The sequence below is a fragment of the Rhodobacter maritimus genome (assembly GCF_058747975.1).
In genome coordinates this window covers 1634436-1653333 of sequence record NZ_CM179095.1, presented here as the reverse complement: position 1 = coordinate 1653333, position 18898 = coordinate 1634436, and the positions used below count along the sequence as shown (strand labels likewise).

20 protein-coding genes are annotated in these 18898 nt (G+C 66.3%); 6 read left to right on the top strand and 14 right to left on the bottom strand.

Going from position 1 to position 18898, the window contains the following annotated elements; genetic code table 11:
- Positions 1–33: 33 nt before the first annotated feature.
- Genes AC4PTO_RS08375 through AC4PTO_RS08365 form a run of 3 tightly spaced genes read right to left on the bottom strand, consistent with a single transcriptional unit; the run spans position 34 to position 2682 of the window.
- Entirely contained in the window at positions 34–987 is a 954-nt protein-coding gene (locus AC4PTO_RS08375; RefSeq protein WP_492733296.1) for a site-specific tyrosine recombinase XerD, read from the bottom strand.
- The gene (locus AC4PTO_RS08370; protein ID WP_492733293.1) at positions 984–2558 is read right to left on the bottom strand and encodes a hypothetical protein; all 1575 of its coding nucleotides are present in this window, start codon (positions 2556–2558) and stop codon (positions 984–986) included. Before AC4PTO_RS08370 ends, AC4PTO_RS08375 begins: the two co-directional genes overlap by 4 nt.
- Positions 2545–2682, bottom strand: coding sequence for a hypothetical protein (locus tag AC4PTO_RS08365; RefSeq protein WP_492733291.1), 138 nt, complete (start codon positions 2680–2682; stop codon positions 2545–2547). The genes AC4PTO_RS08370 and AC4PTO_RS08365 overlap by 14 nt, the downstream gene beginning before the upstream one ends.
- 235 nt (positions 2683–2917) lie before the next feature.
- Here AC4PTO_RS08365 and AC4PTO_RS08360 point away from each other — a divergent pair, with 235 nt between their 5' ends.
- Entirely contained in the window at positions 2918–3442 is a 525-nt protein-coding gene (locus AC4PTO_RS08360) for a shikimate kinase (protein WP_492733582.1), read from the top strand.
- The gene (gene aroB / locus AC4PTO_RS08355; RefSeq protein WP_492733580.1) at positions 3442–4551 is read left to right on the top strand and encodes a 3-dehydroquinate synthase; all 1110 of its coding nucleotides are present in this window, start codon (positions 3442–3444) and stop codon (positions 4549–4551) included. The genes AC4PTO_RS08360 and aroB overlap by 1 nt, the downstream gene beginning before the upstream one ends.
- 26 nt (positions 4552–4577) lie before the next feature.
- Here the strand turns inward: aroB and AC4PTO_RS08350 are convergent, their stop codons facing one another.
- From AC4PTO_RS08350 to AC4PTO_RS08315, 8 genes are all read right to left on the bottom strand, one after another.
- On the bottom strand, positions 4578–4859 hold the full coding sequence (locus AC4PTO_RS08350) for a putative quinol monooxygenase (RefSeq protein ID WP_492733289.1): 282 nt from the start codon (positions 4857–4859) through the stop codon (positions 4578–4580).
- 54 nt (positions 4860–4913) lie between these two features.
- Entirely contained in the window at positions 4914–6479 is a 1566-nt protein-coding gene (guaA, locus tag AC4PTO_RS08345; RefSeq protein ID WP_492733287.1) for a glutamine-hydrolyzing GMP synthase, read from the bottom strand.
- A gap of 99 nt (positions 6480–6578) precedes the next feature.
- Positions 6579–7910, bottom strand: coding sequence for a branched-chain amino acid ABC transporter permease (locus AC4PTO_RS08340; protein WP_492733285.1), 1332 nt, complete (start codon positions 7908–7910; stop codon positions 6579–6581).
- Positions 7907–8917, bottom strand: a complete 1011-nt coding sequence (locus AC4PTO_RS08335; protein WP_492733284.1) for a branched-chain amino acid ABC transporter permease — start codon at positions 8915–8917, stop codon at positions 7907–7909. Before AC4PTO_RS08335 ends, AC4PTO_RS08340 begins: the two co-directional genes overlap by 4 nt.
- Position 8918: 1 nt before the next feature.
- Complete coding sequence (locus tag AC4PTO_RS08330; protein ID WP_492733283.1) at positions 8919–9623, bottom strand: ABC transporter ATP-binding protein; 705 nt, start codon at positions 9621–9623, stop codon at positions 8919–8921.
- On the bottom strand, positions 9620–10480 hold the full coding sequence (locus AC4PTO_RS08325; protein ID WP_492733281.1) for an ABC transporter ATP-binding protein: 861 nt from the start codon (positions 10478–10480) through the stop codon (positions 9620–9622). The genes AC4PTO_RS08330 and AC4PTO_RS08325 overlap by 4 nt, the downstream gene beginning before the upstream one ends.
- Positions 10481–10589: 109 nt before the next feature.
- Positions 10590–11774, bottom strand: a complete 1185-nt coding sequence (locus tag AC4PTO_RS08320; protein WP_492733279.1) for an ABC transporter substrate-binding protein — start codon at positions 11772–11774, stop codon at positions 10590–10592.
- A gap of 125 nt (positions 11775–11899) precedes the next feature.
- Positions 11900–12994, bottom strand: a complete 1095-nt coding sequence (locus AC4PTO_RS08315; RefSeq protein WP_492733277.1) for a GlxA family transcriptional regulator — start codon at positions 12992–12994, stop codon at positions 11900–11902.
- A gap of 165 nt (positions 12995–13159) precedes the next feature.
- Here AC4PTO_RS08315 and AC4PTO_RS08310 point away from each other — a divergent pair, with 165 nt between their 5' ends.
- Complete coding sequence (locus AC4PTO_RS08310; protein ID WP_492733275.1) at positions 13160–14530, top strand: class II 3-deoxy-7-phosphoheptulonate synthase; 1371 nt, start codon at positions 13160–13162, stop codon at positions 14528–14530.
- A 3-nt stretch (positions 14531–14533) separates the two neighbouring features.
- Here AC4PTO_RS08310 and AC4PTO_RS08305 read toward each other — a convergent pair whose 3' ends face one another.
- Complete coding sequence (locus AC4PTO_RS08305) at positions 14534–15370, bottom strand: DUF6544 family protein (protein WP_492733273.1); 837 nt, start codon at positions 15368–15370, stop codon at positions 14534–14536.
- Between the two features lie 114 nt (positions 15371–15484).
- Positions 15485–16108, bottom strand: a complete 624-nt coding sequence (locus AC4PTO_RS08300) for a PAS domain-containing protein (protein WP_492733271.1) — start codon at positions 16106–16108, stop codon at positions 15485–15487.
- Between the two features lie 202 nt (positions 16109–16310).
- On the opposite strand from AC4PTO_RS08300, the gene AC4PTO_RS08295 reads away from it, so the two are divergent.
- From AC4PTO_RS08295 to AC4PTO_RS08285, 3 genes are read left to right on the top strand one after another with little or no spacing between them, the layout of a single operon-like run.
- Positions 16311–17228, top strand: a complete 918-nt coding sequence (locus AC4PTO_RS08295; protein ID WP_492733270.1) for a YicC/YloC family endoribonuclease — start codon at positions 16311–16313, stop codon at positions 17226–17228.
- 4 nt (positions 17229–17232) lie between these two features.
- Positions 17233–17868 (top strand): guanylate kinase, encoded by a 636-nt coding sequence (gene gmk, locus AC4PTO_RS08290; RefSeq protein WP_492733578.1) that lies wholly within the window; start codon positions 17233–17235, stop codon positions 17866–17868.
- Complete coding sequence (locus AC4PTO_RS08285; RefSeq protein ID WP_492733268.1) at positions 17865–18386, top strand: gamma carbonic anhydrase family protein; 522 nt, start codon at positions 17865–17867, stop codon at positions 18384–18386. Before gmk ends, AC4PTO_RS08285 begins: the two co-directional genes overlap by 4 nt.
- An 11-nt stretch (positions 18387–18397) precedes the next feature.
- Here the strand turns inward: AC4PTO_RS08285 and AC4PTO_RS08280 are convergent, their stop codons facing one another.
- The gene (locus tag AC4PTO_RS08280; protein WP_492733267.1) at positions 18398–18766 is read right to left on the bottom strand and encodes a hypothetical protein; all 369 of its coding nucleotides are present in this window, start codon (positions 18764–18766) and stop codon (positions 18398–18400) included.
- Positions 18767–18898: the final 132 nt, after the last annotated feature.

The window sequence follows — 18898 nt, the reverse complement described above, 5'->3', positions numbered from 1 at the left end:
TGAGCTTGGTTATGGGCATCCCGGGCGCGGCAATCAAGGGCGGCGCGCAAGGGGATGGTGGCTCAGCACCAGATCGCGCAGGCGTTCGTCCAGCACATGGGTATAGATTTCGGTGGTCGACAGGTCCGCATGGCCCAGAAGCGTCTGGATCGCGCGAAGGTCCGCGCCGCCTTGCAGCAGATGCGTGGCGAAGGCATGGCGCAGCACATGGGGCGTGACGCGCGCGGGCGAGATCCCGGCCGCGACCGCGATGTCCTTCAGCAATCCGTGAAAGCCCTGCCGCGTCAGGTGCCCTTCCTTGCCTGAAGACGGGAACAGGAAGCGCGAAAGCGGCTTGCGGTGTTTCACGCGCGCCTCTTCCTGCGCGGCGTCGCGGCGCGCAAGCCAGTCGGCAAGTGCCGCGCGCGCAGGCGGCGACAGAGGGACCATGCGCTCCTTGTCGCCCTTGCCGCGGATCAACAGCATGCGCGGATCGCCCCGCGCCGCGGCGACGGGCAGCGATACCAGTTCCGAGACGCGCATGCCGGTGGCGTAAAGCAGTTCCATCAGGCAGCGGTTGCGGACCTGATCGTCAAGGTTGCGGCCCTGATCGCGCGCGGCTTCCAGCAACGCCTCGACTTGGTCCACGCCAAGCGTCTTGGGCAGGCGGGCCTGACGGCCGGGCCCCGCGATGCGGATCGCGGGATTGTCGCCGCGCCAGCCTTCCTCATAGGCGAAACGGAACAGCTGGCGGATCGAGGACAGCCGCCGCGCGCGGGTGGCGCGCGAAAGTCCCTGCGCCTCGCAGGCGATCAGATAGGCCTCGATCATGTCGCGCTCGGCCCCGGCAAGGCCATGGCCGTGATGGGCCATCCATGCAAGGAAATCCTCCAGATCCCGGCCATAGCCAAGGATCGTGTTGCGCGCGGCGCCCGCTTCGGCGGCCTGCGCTTCAAGGAAGGTTTCGACCCAGCGGTGATCGGGGGCAGGGCCTTCGGGCGCGCTCATCCGCGCCGCTCCAGCACCACAAGCTCAAGCGCCGCGCGGCGCGCCACGCTTTCAAGCCCCACGAAGCGCAACAGTTGCAGCCCGGCGCTAACGCGGCGGTATTCGCCGCGCGCGCCTTCGGTGACCTCGTCCGTGGCAAGCAGCACTGCCTCGCCCAGACGTGCGGGCAAAAGCCCGGCAAAGGCCGTGGGCGCGGCGGTGGGCGGGGCGTCGAACACCTCCTTGAGCATCAGCCCAAGCTGATCCTGCGCCCGCACGCCCGAAGTGTCGCCCTGCGCCACCCCGACAAGAAGCTGTTCATCGGTGGTCTTCGGGCTGCGCGCCCGCGCGACGGATTCGTAGTCGTCCGACAGGATCCCCAGCCGGAAGGCCAGATCGCCCGCCGCGCCGGGCAATTTCATCGCCGCAAGCCGCGCGCCGTAAAGCGCGGCCAGAACGGGCTCCAGCTCATGCGATTCCAGCGCGGCGAAGGTTGCGGGCAGGGCGCGCGCCGCGGCTTCGGCATCGCCTGCGCTCACCGCCCGGTCAAGCGCGCTGACGGCCGCGACCCGGTCCCACACGCCGCCCGAGGCCGCCGCCTGGCGTTCGGTATAAAGGCCCATAAGCTGGTTCGGGTCGATCGCGCCCATCCGCGCCAGACGCTCGCCCGCCTCGATCCGCGCCTTCCATCCGGTGTTGGAACGCAGGTCGGCCTGCGAGAACGCGACCGGGAGCGATGTGGTGGGCATCGGCTGGCCGATCGCCTCCATCATCCGGAAGACCAGCGGCGTGGGATGGGCGGGGGGCGGCAGGTCGCTTTCCTCGGCCAGTTCGGGGTCAAGGAAACGCTCCAGCAGGGCGGCCATCTCGGCGTCGATCCGGCCCAGGCTGCGCCCGGTGGCCAGCGACAGCGCCGCCGCGTTCCAGTCGCCCTCGCGCGCAAGGCAGAAGATCCGCGCGGGAAACGAGGGCGCGATGCCCGGCGTCTCGTGCATGATGGTGCAGGCGCGATCCTCTTCGCCCAAGAGCAGCGCCACGTCGAAGCGGCGGCGAAAGACCTCGGGGTCCGCGGAATCGGCCTGCTGCAACAGCGCAAGCGCCGGTTCCAGCGCGCCCAGATCCAGAAGCCGGTCGATGCGGGCCAGAAACAGCGTGTCGCGGCGCAACGGGTCGGGCACGCGCGGCGGGTCAAGCTCGGCCAGAAGCAGCGTCATCAGCAGCGACTGGATCGCGGGCAGGGTGTCCAGCCGCTCCTTGCGCAGCAGGGTTGCAAGCTGCGGCTCGGGCGTTTCGCCCCAAAGGCCGCGCGGCAGCCCCGTGCGCGCCACGGGCAGCAGGCCAAGCCCGTTCGCGCTTGGCCGGTCAAGCGGCGTGACCGAGACCGACTCGACCCCCGCGCCCTGCGAGACCGGCGGCTCGGGCGCGAATCCCGGAGGCACCGGCGCCCCCGCCGGCGTCACGACCGAGCGCGACAGCCAGTCGATCGCGGACATCGGCTCTTGCGATCCGGAGCCTTGGGCAAGTGCTGCGGGCGCCTGCGCCATCAGCACAAGCACCAGCGCCACGGCGGTTGCGCCATCAGTCGCCCCCATTCAGGTCAACCTCCAGCCGCTGTTCGGCGGTATCGGGCTGCATGTCCCCCAGATAGGCGTAACCGGCGATTCCAACCCCCGCCAGAATGATCAGAACGATGACTGCCTTGAAGATGCGCCCCATATGCCTTTCTTTCCGGCCACTTGCCGCGTGGCCTGTTCTAGGTGTTTCGTGTCGATTATATATGGCATTTCGCGGAAGATCACGCCATTCAAGGGGCGGCCGATCACGAATGCGCAAGCACCCGCCCACCGGCGGAAAGACGCTGCGTCATCGCGGATCGGCGAATGAAAGGGCGGGACGGGTGCCGCAAGGGCAGGCAGAGCAGAAACCGGCAAAGACCATCGTGCTGGTCGGCATGATGGGTTCGGGCAAGACTGCGGTGGGAACCGCGCTTGCACGCATGCTTGGCGTGCCCTTCCTGGACAGCGACCACGAGATCGAACGCGCCGCGCAGATGAGCGTGGCCGAGATCTTCGCCCGCGACGGCGAGCCCTTCTTCCGCGACCGCGAGGCCGAGGTTCTTTTGCGCCTTCTGTCCGGTCCGCCGGCCGTCGTGTCGACCGGCGGCGGCGCCTTCCTGTCCGAGCGCAATCGCGGCGCGATCGCCAAGCTTGGCGTGTCGGTCTGGCTGCGGGCGGATCTTGACCTGCTGTGGAACCGCGTGCGCCACAAGAATACGCGCCCGCTTCTGCGCACGGCCGATCCGCGGCAGACGCTGGCCAACCTGCTGGAACAGCGCGCGCCGCTTTATTCGCTGGCGCAGGTGGTGGTGGATGCCGAACACGGCCTGCCAATCGAGAAAATGGCGCAAAAGGTCATTCGTGCGCTTGAGGTGCGCGGCGGCGTCTTTGCCGAAGCGCCGCAGGAAAGGACATCATGATGCGTGAAACGGTTGGGGTGGAGCTTGGGACACGCAGCTACGAGGTGCGGATCGGCACGGGCCTTCTGGACAATGCGGGCGCCGAGATCGCGCCGCTGCTGCGCCGCCCGCGCGTGGCCATCGTGACCGACGACACCGTGGGCGCGCTGCATCTGGAGGCCCTGCGCGCGGGGTTGGGCGATATCGAGACCGTCAGCCTCAGCCTGCCCGCGGGCGAGGCCACGAAGGGCTGGCCGCAATTCTCACGCACCGTCGAATGGCTGCTGGAGCAGCGGGTGGAGCGCAAGGACATCGTCATCGCGCTAGGCGGCGGGGTGATCGGGGATCTGGTGGGCTTTGCCGCCGCGGTGCTGCGCCGGGGCGTGCGCTTCGTGCAGATCCCGACCTCGCTTCTGGCGCAGGTCGACAGCTCGGTGGGCGGCAAGACCGGCATCAACTCGCCCCATGGCAAGAACCTGATCGGCGCGTTTCATCAGCCCAGCCTGGTTCTGGCCGATATCGGGCTGCTGCATACCCTGACGCCGCGCGATTTCCGCGCAGGCTATGGCGAGGTGGTGAAATACGGCCTTCTGGGCGACGCGGCCTTCTTCGACTGGCTGGAGGCGAACGGCCCCGGCCTGTTGGAGGGCGATGACGCGCTGCGCCTGCATGCCGTGACCCGCTCGGTCCAGATGAAAGCCGAAATCGTCGCGCGCGACGAGACGGAAGAGGGCGACCGCGCGCTTTTGAACCTTGGGCATACCTTCTGCCACGCGCTCGAGGCCGCAACGGGTTATTCCGACCGGCTTTTGCATGGCGAGGGCGTGGCCATCGGCTGCGCGCTTGCCTTCGAACTGAGCCAACGTCTCGGGCTCTGCGCCCAAGAGGCGCCAAGCCGCGTGCGTGCGCATCTGCGCGCCATGGGGATGAAGACCGACCTGGCCGACATTCCGGGCGATCTGCCCGATGCCGAGGGGCTGATTGCGCTGATGGCGCAGGACAAGAAGGTGCTGGACGGGCAGATGCGCTTCATCCTTGCGCACGGGATCGGTGCGGCCTTCGTGACATCCGACGTGCCGCGCGCTGTGCTGAAATCCACGCTGGAGGAGGCGCTGCGCGCGCGCGGCTGAGGCGCGCGGGGCGCGGTGGCGCGGGGTCAGTCCTGCGCCTCGATGCGGTAGTCCCGCGCGATCCCCTGTGTCGCAAGGCCCCATTCGGACGCCTTCACGCGCGCCTGATGCGCTTCGAAATCGGCGGCCGAGGCGAAGCATTCCGAAACCCGCCAGATCAGCGGATCGTCATCCTGCGTCACCTCGAATTTCAGGCAGCCGGGCTCGGCCCGGCTAAGCCGTATATGCTCGGGCAGGTGCGTGCGCACGATCCCTGCCTCGGCCGCGTTGCGGCAGCGAAGGGTTCCGACAAGCGCGATCCGTGGCATGGCCTTACCCCGCCGTCCCGACGGTCGGGCCGGGAAGGTCACCCGCCCGCACGCTCATTCCCACTCGATCGTGCCGGGGGGTTTGGAGGTGATGTCATAGGTCACGCGGTTGATGCCCTTGACCTCGTTGATGATCCGCGTGGCGGTTTCGCCCAGGAATTCGTAGCTGAACGGATAGTAATCCGCCGTCATTCCGTCCACGCTGGTCACCGCGCGCAGCGCGCAGGCGTAGTCATAGGTGCGCCCGTCGCCCATCACGCCCACGGTCCTGACCGGAAGGATCGCCACGAAAGCCTGCCAGATATCGTCGTAAAGCCCGTGCTTGCGGATCTGGTCGATATAGATCGCATCGGCCTTGCGCAGGATCTCGAGCTTTTCGCGGGTGATCTCGCCGGGGCAGCGGATGGCAAGGCCGGGGCCGGGGAAGGGGTGGCGGCCGATGAAAGAGGCGGGCAGGCCAAGCTCGCGCCCAAGGGCGCGAACCTCGTCCTTGAAGAGCTCGCGCAGCGGTTCCACCAGTTTCAGGCCCATCTTCTCGGGTAGGCCGCCCACATTGTGATGCGACTTGATCGTGACCGAGGGGCCGCCGCTGAAGGACACACTTTCGATCACGTCGGGATAGAGCGTGCCCTGGGCGAGGAATTCGGCGCCGTCGATTTCATTGGCGTATTTCTGGAACACGTCGATGAAGAGCTTGCCGATCGTCTTGCGCTTTGTTTCCGGATCGGAAACACCGTCGAGCGCACCCAGGAACAATTCCTGTTCCTGGGCGTGGATCACCGAAAGGTTCATGTGATCGCGGAACATGCCCACGACCTCTTCGGCCTCGTGCAGGCGCAGAAGGCCGTGATCGACGAAGACGCAGGTCAGTTGCTCGCCCACCGCCTCGTGGATCAGCGCCGCCGCGACCGAGCTGTCGACGCCGCCCGAAAGCGCGCAGATCACCTTTTTGTCGCCCACCTGGGCGCGGATCTGCGCGATCGCCTGGCTCCGGTAGCCGGCCATCGTCCAGTCGCCGGTGAAGCCGGCCATGCGGACGAAATTCTCGTAGAGCGTGGCGCCGTTCGGGGTGTGGTGCACCTCGGGGTGAAACTGCACGGCGTAGAAATTGCGCGCAAGATCCGCGGTGATCGCAAAGGGCGCGCCGGGCGAGGTGCCGTAGACCTCGAAGCCCGGGGCGATCTGGGAAACATGGTCGCCATGGCTCATCCAGACTTGCTCGCGGCCCATGCCGTCCATGAACCACCCGTCCAGCAGGCCGATCCGCTTTTCGGCGGGCGTGACATAGGCGCGGCCGAATTCGGCGGTGTGGCTTTGGCCGGCTTCGACCAGGCCGCCCAGGTCCTGCATCATCACCTGCTGGCCGTAGCAGATGCCGAGGATCGGCACGCCGAGCGTATAGGCGCTTTGCGGTGGCCGGGGGCTGCCTTCACGGGTGACGCTGTCCGGTCCGCCCGAGAAGATGATGGCACGGGGGGCGAAGTCCTTCAGGAACGCATCGGTGACGTTCTGATAGGGGTGGATTTCGCAATAGACGTTCAGTTCGCGCAGGCGGCGCGCGATGAGCTGCGTGACCTGGGAGCCGAAGTCGATGATGAGGAGGCGCTGGTGCTGTGTCATGAGCGGGGAATAGGCGGGCGCGGGGCCTGATGCAAGAGGCCGGGGGGCTCTGCCCCCCGGTCCCCCCGGGATATTTGCGCGAAGATGAAGAAAGCGGCGCTATTTTTCCGGCAGCAATCCGCGCGGGCTGAAGCGCAGCACGAGCAGCAGGATCACGCCCATGGTCAGCAGGCGCATATGGGCCGCCGAATCAAGCAGGTGCGATTTGAGCGCGCCGGCCTCCATATTGGCGGTGACGAGGGTCATCAGCGCCGGACCCCAGGCTTCGGCCTTGACCCAGAGATACCAGATCAGGAGGCCGCCGAGCACCGAGCCCCAGTTGTTGCCCGAACCGCCCACGATGACCATCACCCAGATCAGGAAGGTATAGCGCAGCGGGTTGTAGCTGCCCGGTGTCATCTGGCCGTCGAGCGTGATCATCATGGCCCCCGCGAGGCCGCAGACAGCCGAGCCGAGGATGAAGATCTGGAGGTGCCGGCGGGTGACGTTCTTGCCCATCGCGGCGGCGGCGGTCTCGTTGTCGCGGATGGCGCGCATCATCCGGCCCCAGGGCGATTTCAGCGCCATTTGCGATGCCCAGATCAGTGCCAGCAGGACCACGACGAACAGCCCGGTATAGAGCAGCTTGACCAGCACGGTCGAGCCGGTGACCGGATCGGTGCCGAGGCTGGCCATGCGTTCGACGAAGGCGGGATCGCCTTGCAGGTCGATCTCGTAGGGGACGGGCCAGGGGCGGGGGATGCCGTTGACGTTCAGCACGCCCCGCGCGAGCCATTCCTCGTTCTTGAGGGCGGCCACGATGATCTCTCCGATGCCGAGGGTGGCGATCGCCAGATAGTCCGAGCGCAGGCCGAGCGCCGTCTTGCCGATGACCCAGGCGGCGCCGGCGGCGAAGAGCGCGCCCACCGGCCAGGCCAGAAGCACCGGCAGGCCGAGCCCGCCGAGATTGCCCTGGGCGGAGGGGTTGATCGCCTCGATCACCGCGACGGCCGGGTCGAAGACCGCGCGATAAAGGAAGAAGCCCAGGATCAGGATCAGCGGGATCGCCAGCAGCCGTGCCGTGCCCGCCAGCCGCGTATTGGCCCAGATCGCGGCCAGGACCGTTGCGGTTGCGATCACGATGGCCAGCAGGAGGCCGGGGCCGCCGCCCGCGAAGGCGCCCGGCGTCGGCGGCATCGACACGAGCACCGGCGCCAGCCCGCCAAGCGCCACGAAGCCCACGATCCCGACGTTGAAGAGGCCCGCATAGCCCCACTGGATATTCACGCCAAGCGCAAGGATCGCCGAGATCAGCCCCATGTTGAGGATGCCGAGCGCGGTGTTCCAGCCGCCGGTCAGGGCCTCGAGGCCGATCAGCGCGGCCATCGCGGCAAACAGGAGCGGCGTGCGGAAGCGGCCGCCCGAGGCGGCATCGGGTTGACGAATGCTCATACCGCTTTCCCCTTGAACAGGCCCGTGGGTTTGAACAGCAGCACGATGATCAGGATCGCGAAGCTGACGGCGAATTTGTATTCGGTGGACAAAAGCTGCATCAGCCCCTCGGGTTCCAGCCCCGCGGGGGCGAGATAGCCCAGCACCTTCTTCCAGGCATAGGTCACGCCGACCTCGGAGAAGGCAATGATGAAGCCGCCCGCGATCGCCCCGAGCGGATTGCCAAGCCCGCCCACGATCGCCGAGGCGAAGATCGGAAGAAGAAGCTGGAAGTAGTTGAAGGCCTTGAAGGATTTGTCCAGCCCGTAGAGAACGCCCGCGGTGGTGGCAAGCGCCGCCGCGATCACCCATGTCACCGCGACGACGCGGTTGGGGTTGATGCCGGACAGGAGCGCCAGATCCTCGTTGTCGGAAAAGGCGCGCATGGATTTCCCGGTCCGGGTGCGGTTGAGAAACCAGAACAGCGCCCAGACCACCAGTGCCGCCGCGACAAGGGTGATGACCTGAGAGCTGCGCAGCGACAGCGGTTCGGCCAGGCCGGTCGCGGCGCGGAACTCGCGCGCGGAAATGACGAAGCGCGCGCCATCGGCGAACTGGATCTCGTCGACGCCGATGATGAAGCGCGTCAGCCCGTTCATCACGAACATCACGCCCACCGACACCATCACGAGGATCACCGGCGCCGCCCGCACGCGGCGGTAATAGGAATAGACCATGCGGTCGGTCAGCAGCACCAGCCCCGCGGTGACCGCGATGCCGAAGGGCAGGGCGATCAGCGCCGTCGGCAGCGGCCCGAGCGACAGGCCCATGGCCTGGAACGCCCATGTGAAGAGGATGGTGAAGGCCGTGCCGAAGGCCATCGTGTCGCCATGGGCGAAGTTGGAAAACCGCAGGATGCCATAGATCAGCGTCACGCCAAGCGCGCCAAGCGCAAGCTGCGCGCCGTAAGAGCTGGCCGGGATGACCACATAGTTCAGAACCGCGACCAATGCGTTCAGGATATCCATCTCAGCCCCCCAGGAAGGTGCGGCGAACCTCGGGGTCGGCCAGCAGCGCGGCCCCGGTGTCGGTGTATTTGTTCGCGCCCTGCACGAGCACATAGCCCATATCGGCGATCTCGAGCGCCTGGCGGGCATTCTGTTCGACCATCAGGATCGAGATGCCGGTGCGCGCGACCTCGATGATGCGGTCGAACAACTCGTCCATCACGATGGGGCTGACGCCGGCGGTGGGCTCGTCCAGCATCAGAAGCCGGGGCTGGGTCATCAGCGCGCGCCCGACGGCGACCTGCTGTCGCTGCCCACCCGACAGCTCGCCCGCGTTCTGGTGGCGCTTGTCCTTCAGGATCGGGAACAGATCGAAGACCTGCTCCATCGTGTCGCTGAAATCGTCGTCGCGCAGAAAGGCCCCCATCTCGAGGTTTTCCTGCACGCTCATCGTGGGGAAGACGTTGTTGACCTGCGGCACGAAGCCCATGCCCCTGGCCACGCGGTCCTGCGGCGAGAGGCGGGTGATGTCCTCGCCGCCCAGCACCACATGCCCCTCGCGCAGGTTGAGCATGCCGAAGACCGCCTTCATCGCGGTGGACTTACCCGCGCCGTTCGGGCCCACGATCACCGCGATCTGGCCCTTTTCGACGCGCAGCGTGCAATCGTGCAGGATATCTGTGGCGCCGTAGCCGCCGGTCATGTTCTCGGCCAGAAGAAAGCTCATGCCTCGGCCTCCTTGCCGGCTTCGTCGCCCAGGCCAGGCTGCGCGCCGTGGCTTTCGTGATGGGCGGTCTCGGACGCGATCTCGGCCTTGACGCGGTTCTTCAGCCCGGTGCCCAGATAGGCCTCGATCACCGCTTCGTTCTGCATGATGCTTTCGGCCGAGCCCTCGGCCAGCACCTTGCCCTCGGCCATGACGATGACCGGGTCGCACAGGCGGCCGATGAAATCCATGTCATGCTCGATCACGCAGAAGGTATAGCCGCGCTCTTTGTTGAGCCGCACGATCGCGTCGCCGATCGTGTTGAGAAGCGTGCGGTTCACGCCCGCACCAACCTCGTCCAGAAACACGATCTTGGCCTCGACCATCATCGTGCGGCCCAGTTCCAGAAGCTTCTTCTGCCCGCCCGAAAGGTTGCCGGCCTTCTCATCCCGAAGATGGGAAATCGTCAGGAAATCAAGAACCTCGTCGGCCTTCTTTAGAAGATCCGCCTCTTGGCGGGCGATGCGGCCGCGGCCGAACCATGTGTTCCACAGCGTCTCGCCCGATTGTCCGGCGGGCACCATCATCAGGTTCTCGCGCACGGTCATCGAAGGGAATTCATGCGCGATCTGGAAGGTGCGCAACAGGCCCTTGTGGAAAAGCTGGTGCGGTGCAAGGCCAGTGATATCCTCGCCATCCATCGTGACCTTGCCCGAGGTCGGCGTGTGCACCCCGGCAATCACGTTGAAAAGCGTGGATTTTCCCGCGCCATTCGGTCCGATCAACCCGGTGATCGAACCTGTGGCGATCTCCAGCGAAGCGCCATCGACGGCGCGAAAGCCGCCAAAGTGCTTGTGCAGGTTCTCAACCCGGATCATGTCATCCCCCGAACTTCATGTTTTTCATGAAGCATCGCCTTCAAGGCCTTTTTATTTAACGGAAACAGCCCGGCATGAACCGGGCTGTTCCTTGTTTCGACCGACGCGATCAGCGATATTTCACCGTTTCGATCTTGCCGTCCTTGAACTCGATCTCGCGGAAGGTGCCGGCGCTTTCGCCCGCACCAATCAGTTCCACAGAGGTCGCGCCGACGTAGTCGATATCGGTGCCCGCGGCAAGAAGCTCCAGCGCCTTGCCAAGCTCGCCCGGATAAATCGGCTCGCCCGGCGCGTTGGCCACGTCCATGACCTTTTCCTTGTAGGCCGACGGATCGCTGGTGCCCGCGGCCTGCATGGCCAGCATCATGAGCGCGGCGGCGTCATAGGCCTCGCCCGAATATACGGCCGTGCCGTCGAAGCCGGCCGCCGTCGCCAGTTCCACGAACTTGTCCTTGCCTTCGCCTTCCGACGAGGGAAGCTGCCCGAACGAGCCGGTCAGCTCGGGGCCGAAATTCGTTTCCAGCGCGCCGCCGACCATGCCGTCGGGGAACACGAAGGTCTCGAACGCGCCGCTGTCCAGCGCGCCGCGCAGGATGCCCGAGCCGCCCTGATCGACATAGCCCGCGATGACCAGCGCCTGGCCGCCCGCGGCGGCAAGCGCGCCGACCTCGGCCGAATAGTCGGCCTTGCCGTCGTCATGCGCCGAGTTGATCGTGACCTTGCCGCCCGCGGCTTCGAAGGCCGCCTGGAAGCTGTCGGCCAGACCCTTGCCGTAGTCGTTGTTGGTATAGGTCACGGCGACCTCGTTGATGCCGTGCTCCATGATGATTTCGGTCATCACCACACCCTGGCGCGCGTCCGAGGGCGAGGTGCGGAAGAACAGCCCGTTATCTTCCATCGTCGAGAGCGCGGGCGCCGTCGCCGAGGGCGAGATCATCACGATGCCGTTCGGCATGGCGACGTTTTGCAGCGAGGCGGTGGCCTCGCCCGAGCACATGCCGCCCACGATCCCCTTCACCCCGTCCGAGGTGATCAGGCGCTCCACGCCGGCGGTGGCGGCGGCGGCGTCGATACAGGTCGAATCGGCGCGCACGGGGGTGACGGTCGACCCCTCCAGAAGCTTGCCCGAGTCCGAGACTTCCTTCATCGCAAGCTCGGCGCCCGCGGCCATGGCGGGCGACATCGATTCAAGCGGCCCGGTGAAGCCGAGCGAAATGCCCATCTTGATCTCTTCGGCCTGCGCGGCACCTGCGACAAGGGCGGTGGCGGCAGTCGCCAGAAGCAGCTTTTTCATAAGTTCACTCCCATAGTTGGAACATCGTCCTGACGCGGCAGGTTAGTGCCCCTGTCAGCAAAAGAAAATCCCCATCTGCGCCGATAAACGCCTGTCAGGGCAGGGGTCCGGCGCCTGACGCAGGGTCATTCGTCCTCGTCCGCGAGGTCGTCCTCGTCGGACAGATCGTCCAGGTCAAACGCTTCTTCCCCGTCCATGGTTCCCCCCATGCCCGAGGCGCCGCGCTCCCGATACGGTGTGGTCGAGTAATGCGCGCGGTAGCATTTGGAAAAATGCGAAGGGCTGGCAAAGCCGCAGGCAAGCGCCACGTTGATCACGCTCATTTCCGTCTGCATCAGCAGGTTGCGCGCCTTTTGCAGGCGGATCTCCATGTAATAGCGTTTCGGGCTGCGGTTGAGATAGCGGCGGAAAAGCCGCTCGAGCTGTCGGGTCGACATGCCCACCTCTTCGGCCAGCCGGGCGGGGCTGATCGGCTCTTCGATATTGGTCTCCATCCGGCCGATGACCTGCGCCAGTTTAGGGTGGCGCACGCCGATCCGGGTGGGGATCGACAGGCGCTGACTGTCCTGATCGGTACGGATCGAGGTGTAGATGAGCTGATCGGCCACCGTGTTGGCCAGCCCCTCGCCATGGTCGCGCGCGATGATCTTCAGCATGAGGTCGATCGAAGAGATCCCGCCGGAGCTGCTCATCCGGTTGCCGTCTATCACGAAGACCGATTTGGTCAGGGTCAGCTCTTCGAACTCTTCCTGGAAGCTGTCCTGATTCTCCCAGTGGATGGTGGCGCGCTTGCCCTGCAGAAGGCCCGCGCGCGCGATGGCCCATGCCCCGGTGCAAAGCCCGCCGATCGCCGCGCCGTGGCGCGCCTCGCGGCGCAGCCAGTTCAGGATCGGCCTGGTCGTCGCTTCGGCCACTTCGACGCCGCCGCAAACCAGCACCGTGTCGTCGCGCGCGATCTCTTCCAGCCCCATTTCAAGGCGCATGACGCTGCCGTTGGAACACCGCGCCTCCTTGCCGCCTTCTCCTGCCAGCTTCCATTCGTAAAGCTTGCGCCCTGCGACGCGGTTGGCAAGGCGCAGCGGCTCGATCGCGCCGGCAAAGGAAATGAGCGTGAACCTGTCAAGCAGAAGAAAGATGAAGCGCCGCGGTTTCGCGGCCGGCTCGGTCCGACTGACGGAGGCCGTTTGGCGTGGCGGATTAGGGGTGTGCGGATGGCGCATTTCCGACCTTTTCAATGTCGCTTGCAAACACAGAACCACGCCTTTCGCGGCGCCGCAAGTGGCCGCCCGCGCCGGGCGGGAAAGGGGCAGGGGCAAGAAGCGTTTGTTCTCGCTAACGCGGGCGCGTATAAGCAGCCCCGATCACGTTGAGAGCCGGAGGCGAAAATGGGCAAGGGATGGACGAAATCGGACTGGCGCGCGAAGCCGCGGGTGCAGATGCCGGATTATCCGGACCAGGCCGTGCTGAACGCGGTGGAGGCGACGCTTGCCAAGATGCCGCCGCTTGTCTTCGCGGGCGAGGCGCGCCGGCTAAAGGCGGCCCTGGGCGAGGTGGCCGCGGGCCGTGCCTTCATGCTTCAGGGGGGCGATTGCGCCGAAAGCTTCTCGGAATTCTCGGCCGACAATATCCGCGACACGTTCAAGGTGCTGTTGCAGATGGCGGTCGTGCTGACCTGGGGGGCCAAGCTGCCCGTCATCAAGATCGGCCGCATGGCCGGTCAGTTCGCCAAGCCGCGCTCGGCCCCGACCGAGATGATCGGCGGCGTGGAATATCCCAGCTATCGCGGCGATATCGTGAACGGGTTCGAGGCGACGCAGGAAGCACGCATTCCCGATCCGTCGCGCATGTTGCAGGCCTATACCCAGGCCGCGGCCAGCCTAAACCTTCTGCGCGCCTTCTCGACCGGCGGCTTTGCCGACATCCATCGCGTGCAAAGCTGGATCTCGGGCTTCACCCAGGAAGAAGAGGCCGAGCGCTACCGCGAGATTGCCGACCGCATTTCCGATGCCATGGCGTTCATGGCGGCCTCGGGCGTCACCTCCGAGACCGCGCATGAACTGGCCACGGTGGATTTCTACACCAGCCACGAGGCGCTGCTGCTGGAATACGAAGAGGCGCTTTGCCGGATCGATTCCACCTCGGGCCTTCCGGTGGCGGGCTCGGGCCACATGATCTGGATCGGCGACCGCACGCGCCAGCCCGACGGCGCGCATGTCGAATTCTGCCGCGGCGTGCAGAACCCGATAGGGCTCAAATGCGGGCCCACGACCACGCCGGACGATCTGCGCGTGCTGATGGCCAAGCTGAACCCGGACAACGAATCCGGCCGGCTGACGCTGATCGCGCGCTTCGGCGCGGGCAAGGTGGGCGATCACCTGCCTCGGCTGATCCGCACCGTGCAGGAAGAGGGCGCGAATGTCGTGTGGACCTGCGATCCAATGCACGGCAACACGATCAAATCGGCCTCGGGCTACAAGACGCGGCCCTTCGATTCGGTCCTGCGCGAGGTGCGCGAGTTCTTCGCCATCCACAAGGCCGAGGGCACGATCCCCGGCGGCGTGCATTTCGAGATGACCGGCAAGGACGTGACCGAATGCACCGGCGGCGTGCGCGCCGTCTCGGACGAGGATCTGTCGGATCGCTACCACACCGCCTGCGACCCGCGGCTGAACGCCTCGCAATCGCTGGAACTGGCCTTCCTTGTCGCCGAAGAATTGCAGGACCGGCGCAAGATGCAGAAGGCGGCCGGGCTGTAAGGCTTAGTCGCGGTCCGGAAAGCGAATGGAGCTGACTTCGGCGCGGAAGAACGGAAAGTAGTTCTCCGTGCCGAAGAAATTGCCGCCCACGACCTGCGTGGGCAGGCAATAGCCGTTCACATTGCGAAATTGCGACAGTTTGGCGCCAAAGGGCTGCATCTGCCAGCGCCGGCCAGGATTGGCATTGCTCCAGCGCAGCATCGCCACCGCCTCGGGGCGGCCGTCGGGGGCAAGGCGCATCTCGGCGGTCTGGCTCAGGTCGCCCTGGCGCACGGTGACGCGGGCGCGGTCGGGTCCGGTGGCCTGCCAGCTGACGCCTGGGCCGGGCAGAAACGCACCGGGGCACCACAGCAACCCCTCGGCCACGGCCCGCCCGAAGCTGGAGCGCAGATGGTCCGGCCCGGTGGCGCGCGCCATCGGCAAAAGGCCGAACAGCGCCATACGCGTCCAGGAATATCCGGGGATCATGCCATCCGATCCGCGCAGCCGCGGCGTCCGCACCAGCCAGATGAAACCGTGCAGCGGCGCCAGCAGCTCGCGCGCAAGCATCGCCTGATAGCGCGGGTCGGATTTCGTGCCCAGGCCGATCTGGCCATGCATCTCGATCTCGCTCACGCGGTAGATGCGCGCGCCGGGACGAATGGAAAACAGGAAGAAGCGCCGCACCGGCTCTGGCAGGTCGGCAACCATCTCGGGATCGAACACCGAGCCGTCGGGCGCATCGACATCCTGAAGCTGCACCCAGGCCCGCCGCTCGGTCCGCGCATCGCCAAGGCGCACGAAGATCAGGGCCGTCACGGCAAAGACGGCAAGCGCGCTCAGATAGGCCCAGACACCCATTCGAATCCCGTTTTTTTTCAACCCCACGGCGAAGATAGCATCATTTTCGCGGCATGGGACCACCCACCCGTCAGGCGGCGGGAAATTGCGCATGCCGCCGAGTGTGGCGCCGGGTCAGGTGCCGTCCCGCGACACGACAAGGCGCAGCTGCGCGCGCCGTTCTTCGGGACTGAGGGGGGCGCGCGCCGCGAACGGGGCCGCCGGTTCGGCAAGGCCGGGCGGGGCGGTGGCGGCGCGAAGCGCCGTGATGTGGCTGTCGGTCAGCGCGAAGCGGCGCGGCGTGCGCCCCGGCACCCCCTCCGAGATCAGGACGCCAAGACAGCGGTTGACCGCGCCGGCGTCGCTACGCAGCGGCAACAGCAGGGCCCTTGCGCCAAGCGCGGGCCGGCCAAGGCCGGTTTCGGCGGCCAGGTCGATCGTGGCAATCGCGGGGCCGGCAAAGACCTGCTCCAGAACCTCTGACATCCGGTCGCGGCTGGCGGGCACCAGCATCGCACTGATGGGCATGCCGCGGACCTCCATGCCCATCAGGTCGTTCAGATGCATCCCCGCAAGGCGAAAGCGCGCGATGCCGGGGGCGATACGGTCCAGGATGAAGGCATATTCCAGCGCGCGTTCGATGCCGCGCGGATCGACCTCGGCGCGCAGCGGCACCAGCCGCCCGGCGCGCAACCCTTCCCAATAGGCACGCAGCTCCTGCATGATCTGGCGGGTTCGGCGTGCGCCTGTATCGCTCATGGCCGGGTCCTCGTGATATCGCGTATCGTGATCCATCCTGCACCTCTTCCGGCATCGGTGAAAGCCTGCGTGGCGCGCTTTCCGCGCCCTTGGCCGCATCGCTTTCTGCGAAGCGCCGGGTCACGGTTGACCCGGCAGGCGAAATGCTTACTCAGGTGTTGATACGATATTTTCCGGGCCGATTGGGGGAAATAGTTTACAAATGGTTAAAGCCGACAACGGGCATCGCGTCATCTCAATGACCGGCTTTGCCGCGCGCAGCGGAACCGGGGCGGGGCATGACTGGGCGTGGGAAATCCGCTCGGTCAATGGCAAGGGGCTGGATTTGCGGCTGCGGCTGCCCGACGGAATCGACGGGCTGGAGGCCGAGGTCCGCGCCGCTGTCGGGCGCGTCGCGGCGCGGGGGAACATCACGCTCGGGCTACGGCTTGGCCGGAGCGAGGGGGCCGAGGCGCTGCGGATCAGCCCCGCGGGGCTTGGCGCGGCAATCGCCGGGCTGATCCAGGTGGAAGAGGCGGCGCGCGATCGCGGGCTGGTGCTGCGCCCCGCCTCTGCGGCCGATCTGCTGACGATGCGGGGCGTTCTGGAACAGGGCGCGCCGGTGCCGGCCGACACGGGCGCGCTGCGCGCGCTTCTGATGTCCGATCTGGATCTGCTGCTGGCGGATTTCATGTCGATGCGGGCGGCCGAAGGGGCGCAGATCGCCACCGTCCTCGAGGGGCAGCTGACCCGCATCGCGGCGCTGACCGAGGCCGCCGCCGAAGCGGCCGAGGCCCGTCGCCCCGAAACCGCCGCCGCCTTGCAAGCCAACCTCGACCGCGTGATGGAGGGGGCGCCGGGCGCCGACCCCGCCCGCATCGCGCAAGAGCTTGCGATGCTGGCCGTCAAATCCGACGTGACCGAGGAAATCGACCGCCTGCGCGCCCATATCAAGGCCGCGCACACGCTTCTGGCCGACATCGCCCCCGTTGGACGGAAGTTCGAGTTCCTGACCCAGGAATTCGTGCGCGAGGCCAATACCTTGTGTTCCAAATCCGGCGCCGCGCGGCTGACGGCGATCGGGCTTGACCTCAAGCATGTCATCGACCAGATGCGCGAGCAGATCCAGAATGTGGAGTAGACCCATGCAGCGGCGCGGCCTGTTGATCATCCTGTCCTCGCCCTCGGGGGCGGGCAAGTCCACGCTGGCCCGGCGGCTGATGGCCTGGGATCCGACGCTGAAATTCTCGGTCTCTGCCACCACGCGCAGCCCGCGACCAGGCGAGGAAGAGGGGCGCGAGTATTATTTCAAGAGCCGCGCCGAGTTTCAGGACATGGTTGCGGCAGACGAGATGCTGGAACATGCCGAGGTCTTCGGCAATCTCTACGGCACGCCCAGGGGCCCGGTCGAGGCCGCGATGACCGCCGGGCGCGACACGCTGTTCGATATCGACTGGCAAGGCGGCCAGCAGATCCGCCGCTCGGCCCTGGCCAAGGACGTGGTGTCGATCTTCATCCTGCCGCCCTCGATCGCGGATCTGGAGGCCCGGCTGCGCAGCCGCGCGCAGGACAGCGACGCGGTGATCGCCGGGCGCATGGCCAAAAGCCGTGACGAAATCAGCCATTGGGCGGAATACGATTACGTCATCATCAACCGCGATGTGGAGGCCGCCGAGGCGGAACTGAAAACGATTCTCATGGCCGAACGCGCGCGCGCCGACCGCCAACCCGGCCTGAACGACTTCGTGCGCGGTCTCAACAAGGAGTTCGAGGAAAGATGATCTATGAACTGGACGGCGTGACGCCGCAACTGGGGCAGGGCGCCTGGGTCGCCCCCGACGCCAATCTGATCGGCAAGGTCGTGCTGGAAGAGGCTGCCTCGGTCTGGTTCGGCTGCACCCTGCGCGGCGACAACGAGGAAATCCGCGTTGGCGCGGGCTCGAACGTGCAGGAAAACGTCATCTGCCACACCGATATGGGCTATCCGCTGGTGATCGGCGCGAATTGCACTATCGGGCACAAGGCAATGCTGCATGGCTGCATCATCGGTGATGGCAGCCTGATCGGCATGGGTGCGACGGTGCTGAACGGTGCGAAGATCGGTAAGGGTTGCCTGATCGGCGCGGGCGCCCTGGTCACCGAGAACAAGGAAATCCCCGATTACAGCCTGGTCATGGGCGCACCGGGCAAGGTGGTGCGGGTGCTGGACGAAGCGGCGCGCGAACGGCTGCTGAAATCGGCCGAAAGCTACCGCGCCAATGCGCGCCGTTTTGCGGCCGGGCTGCGCCTAGCGGGCTGATCGGGGCGCGCTCAGTAGGGTCGCTTCGGGGGCATCGGCCCCGACAGCTCGATCACGTCGAAATCCAGATGTGGGTAGATCGACGCCACCTCTGCCCGGATGATTGCGCTGTTGGGCAGCGGTCGGGTGAAGGCGCGCAGCGCCCCGGCAAAGCCCGTATTGCGCAATAGCAGCGCAAGGTCGAGGATGTCGTGATCCTGCGCGATCAAGGGCGCGATCACGATGTCAGGACAAAGGTCGTCCAGCAATTTTCGGGTAATCTCGGCATAGCGCGCGACGGTAACCTGCGTGCCGGTCGTGCCCTGCAACGCAAGCGGCAAGCTTTGTGTGGTTTCGACCACAAGGATGCGGCGGCCTGACAAGGCCCCTGGACCGCTCATTCCACCTGTCCCAAATTCCTGCCCGTGGCGGGCGGACGAGTTCACGGATTACGCCTCTTGAATGGCGCAATCGAAACGGAATCGCGCAGAGGGAGATTTGTTAAGCATTGTCACACCTATAAGGGTAACGGG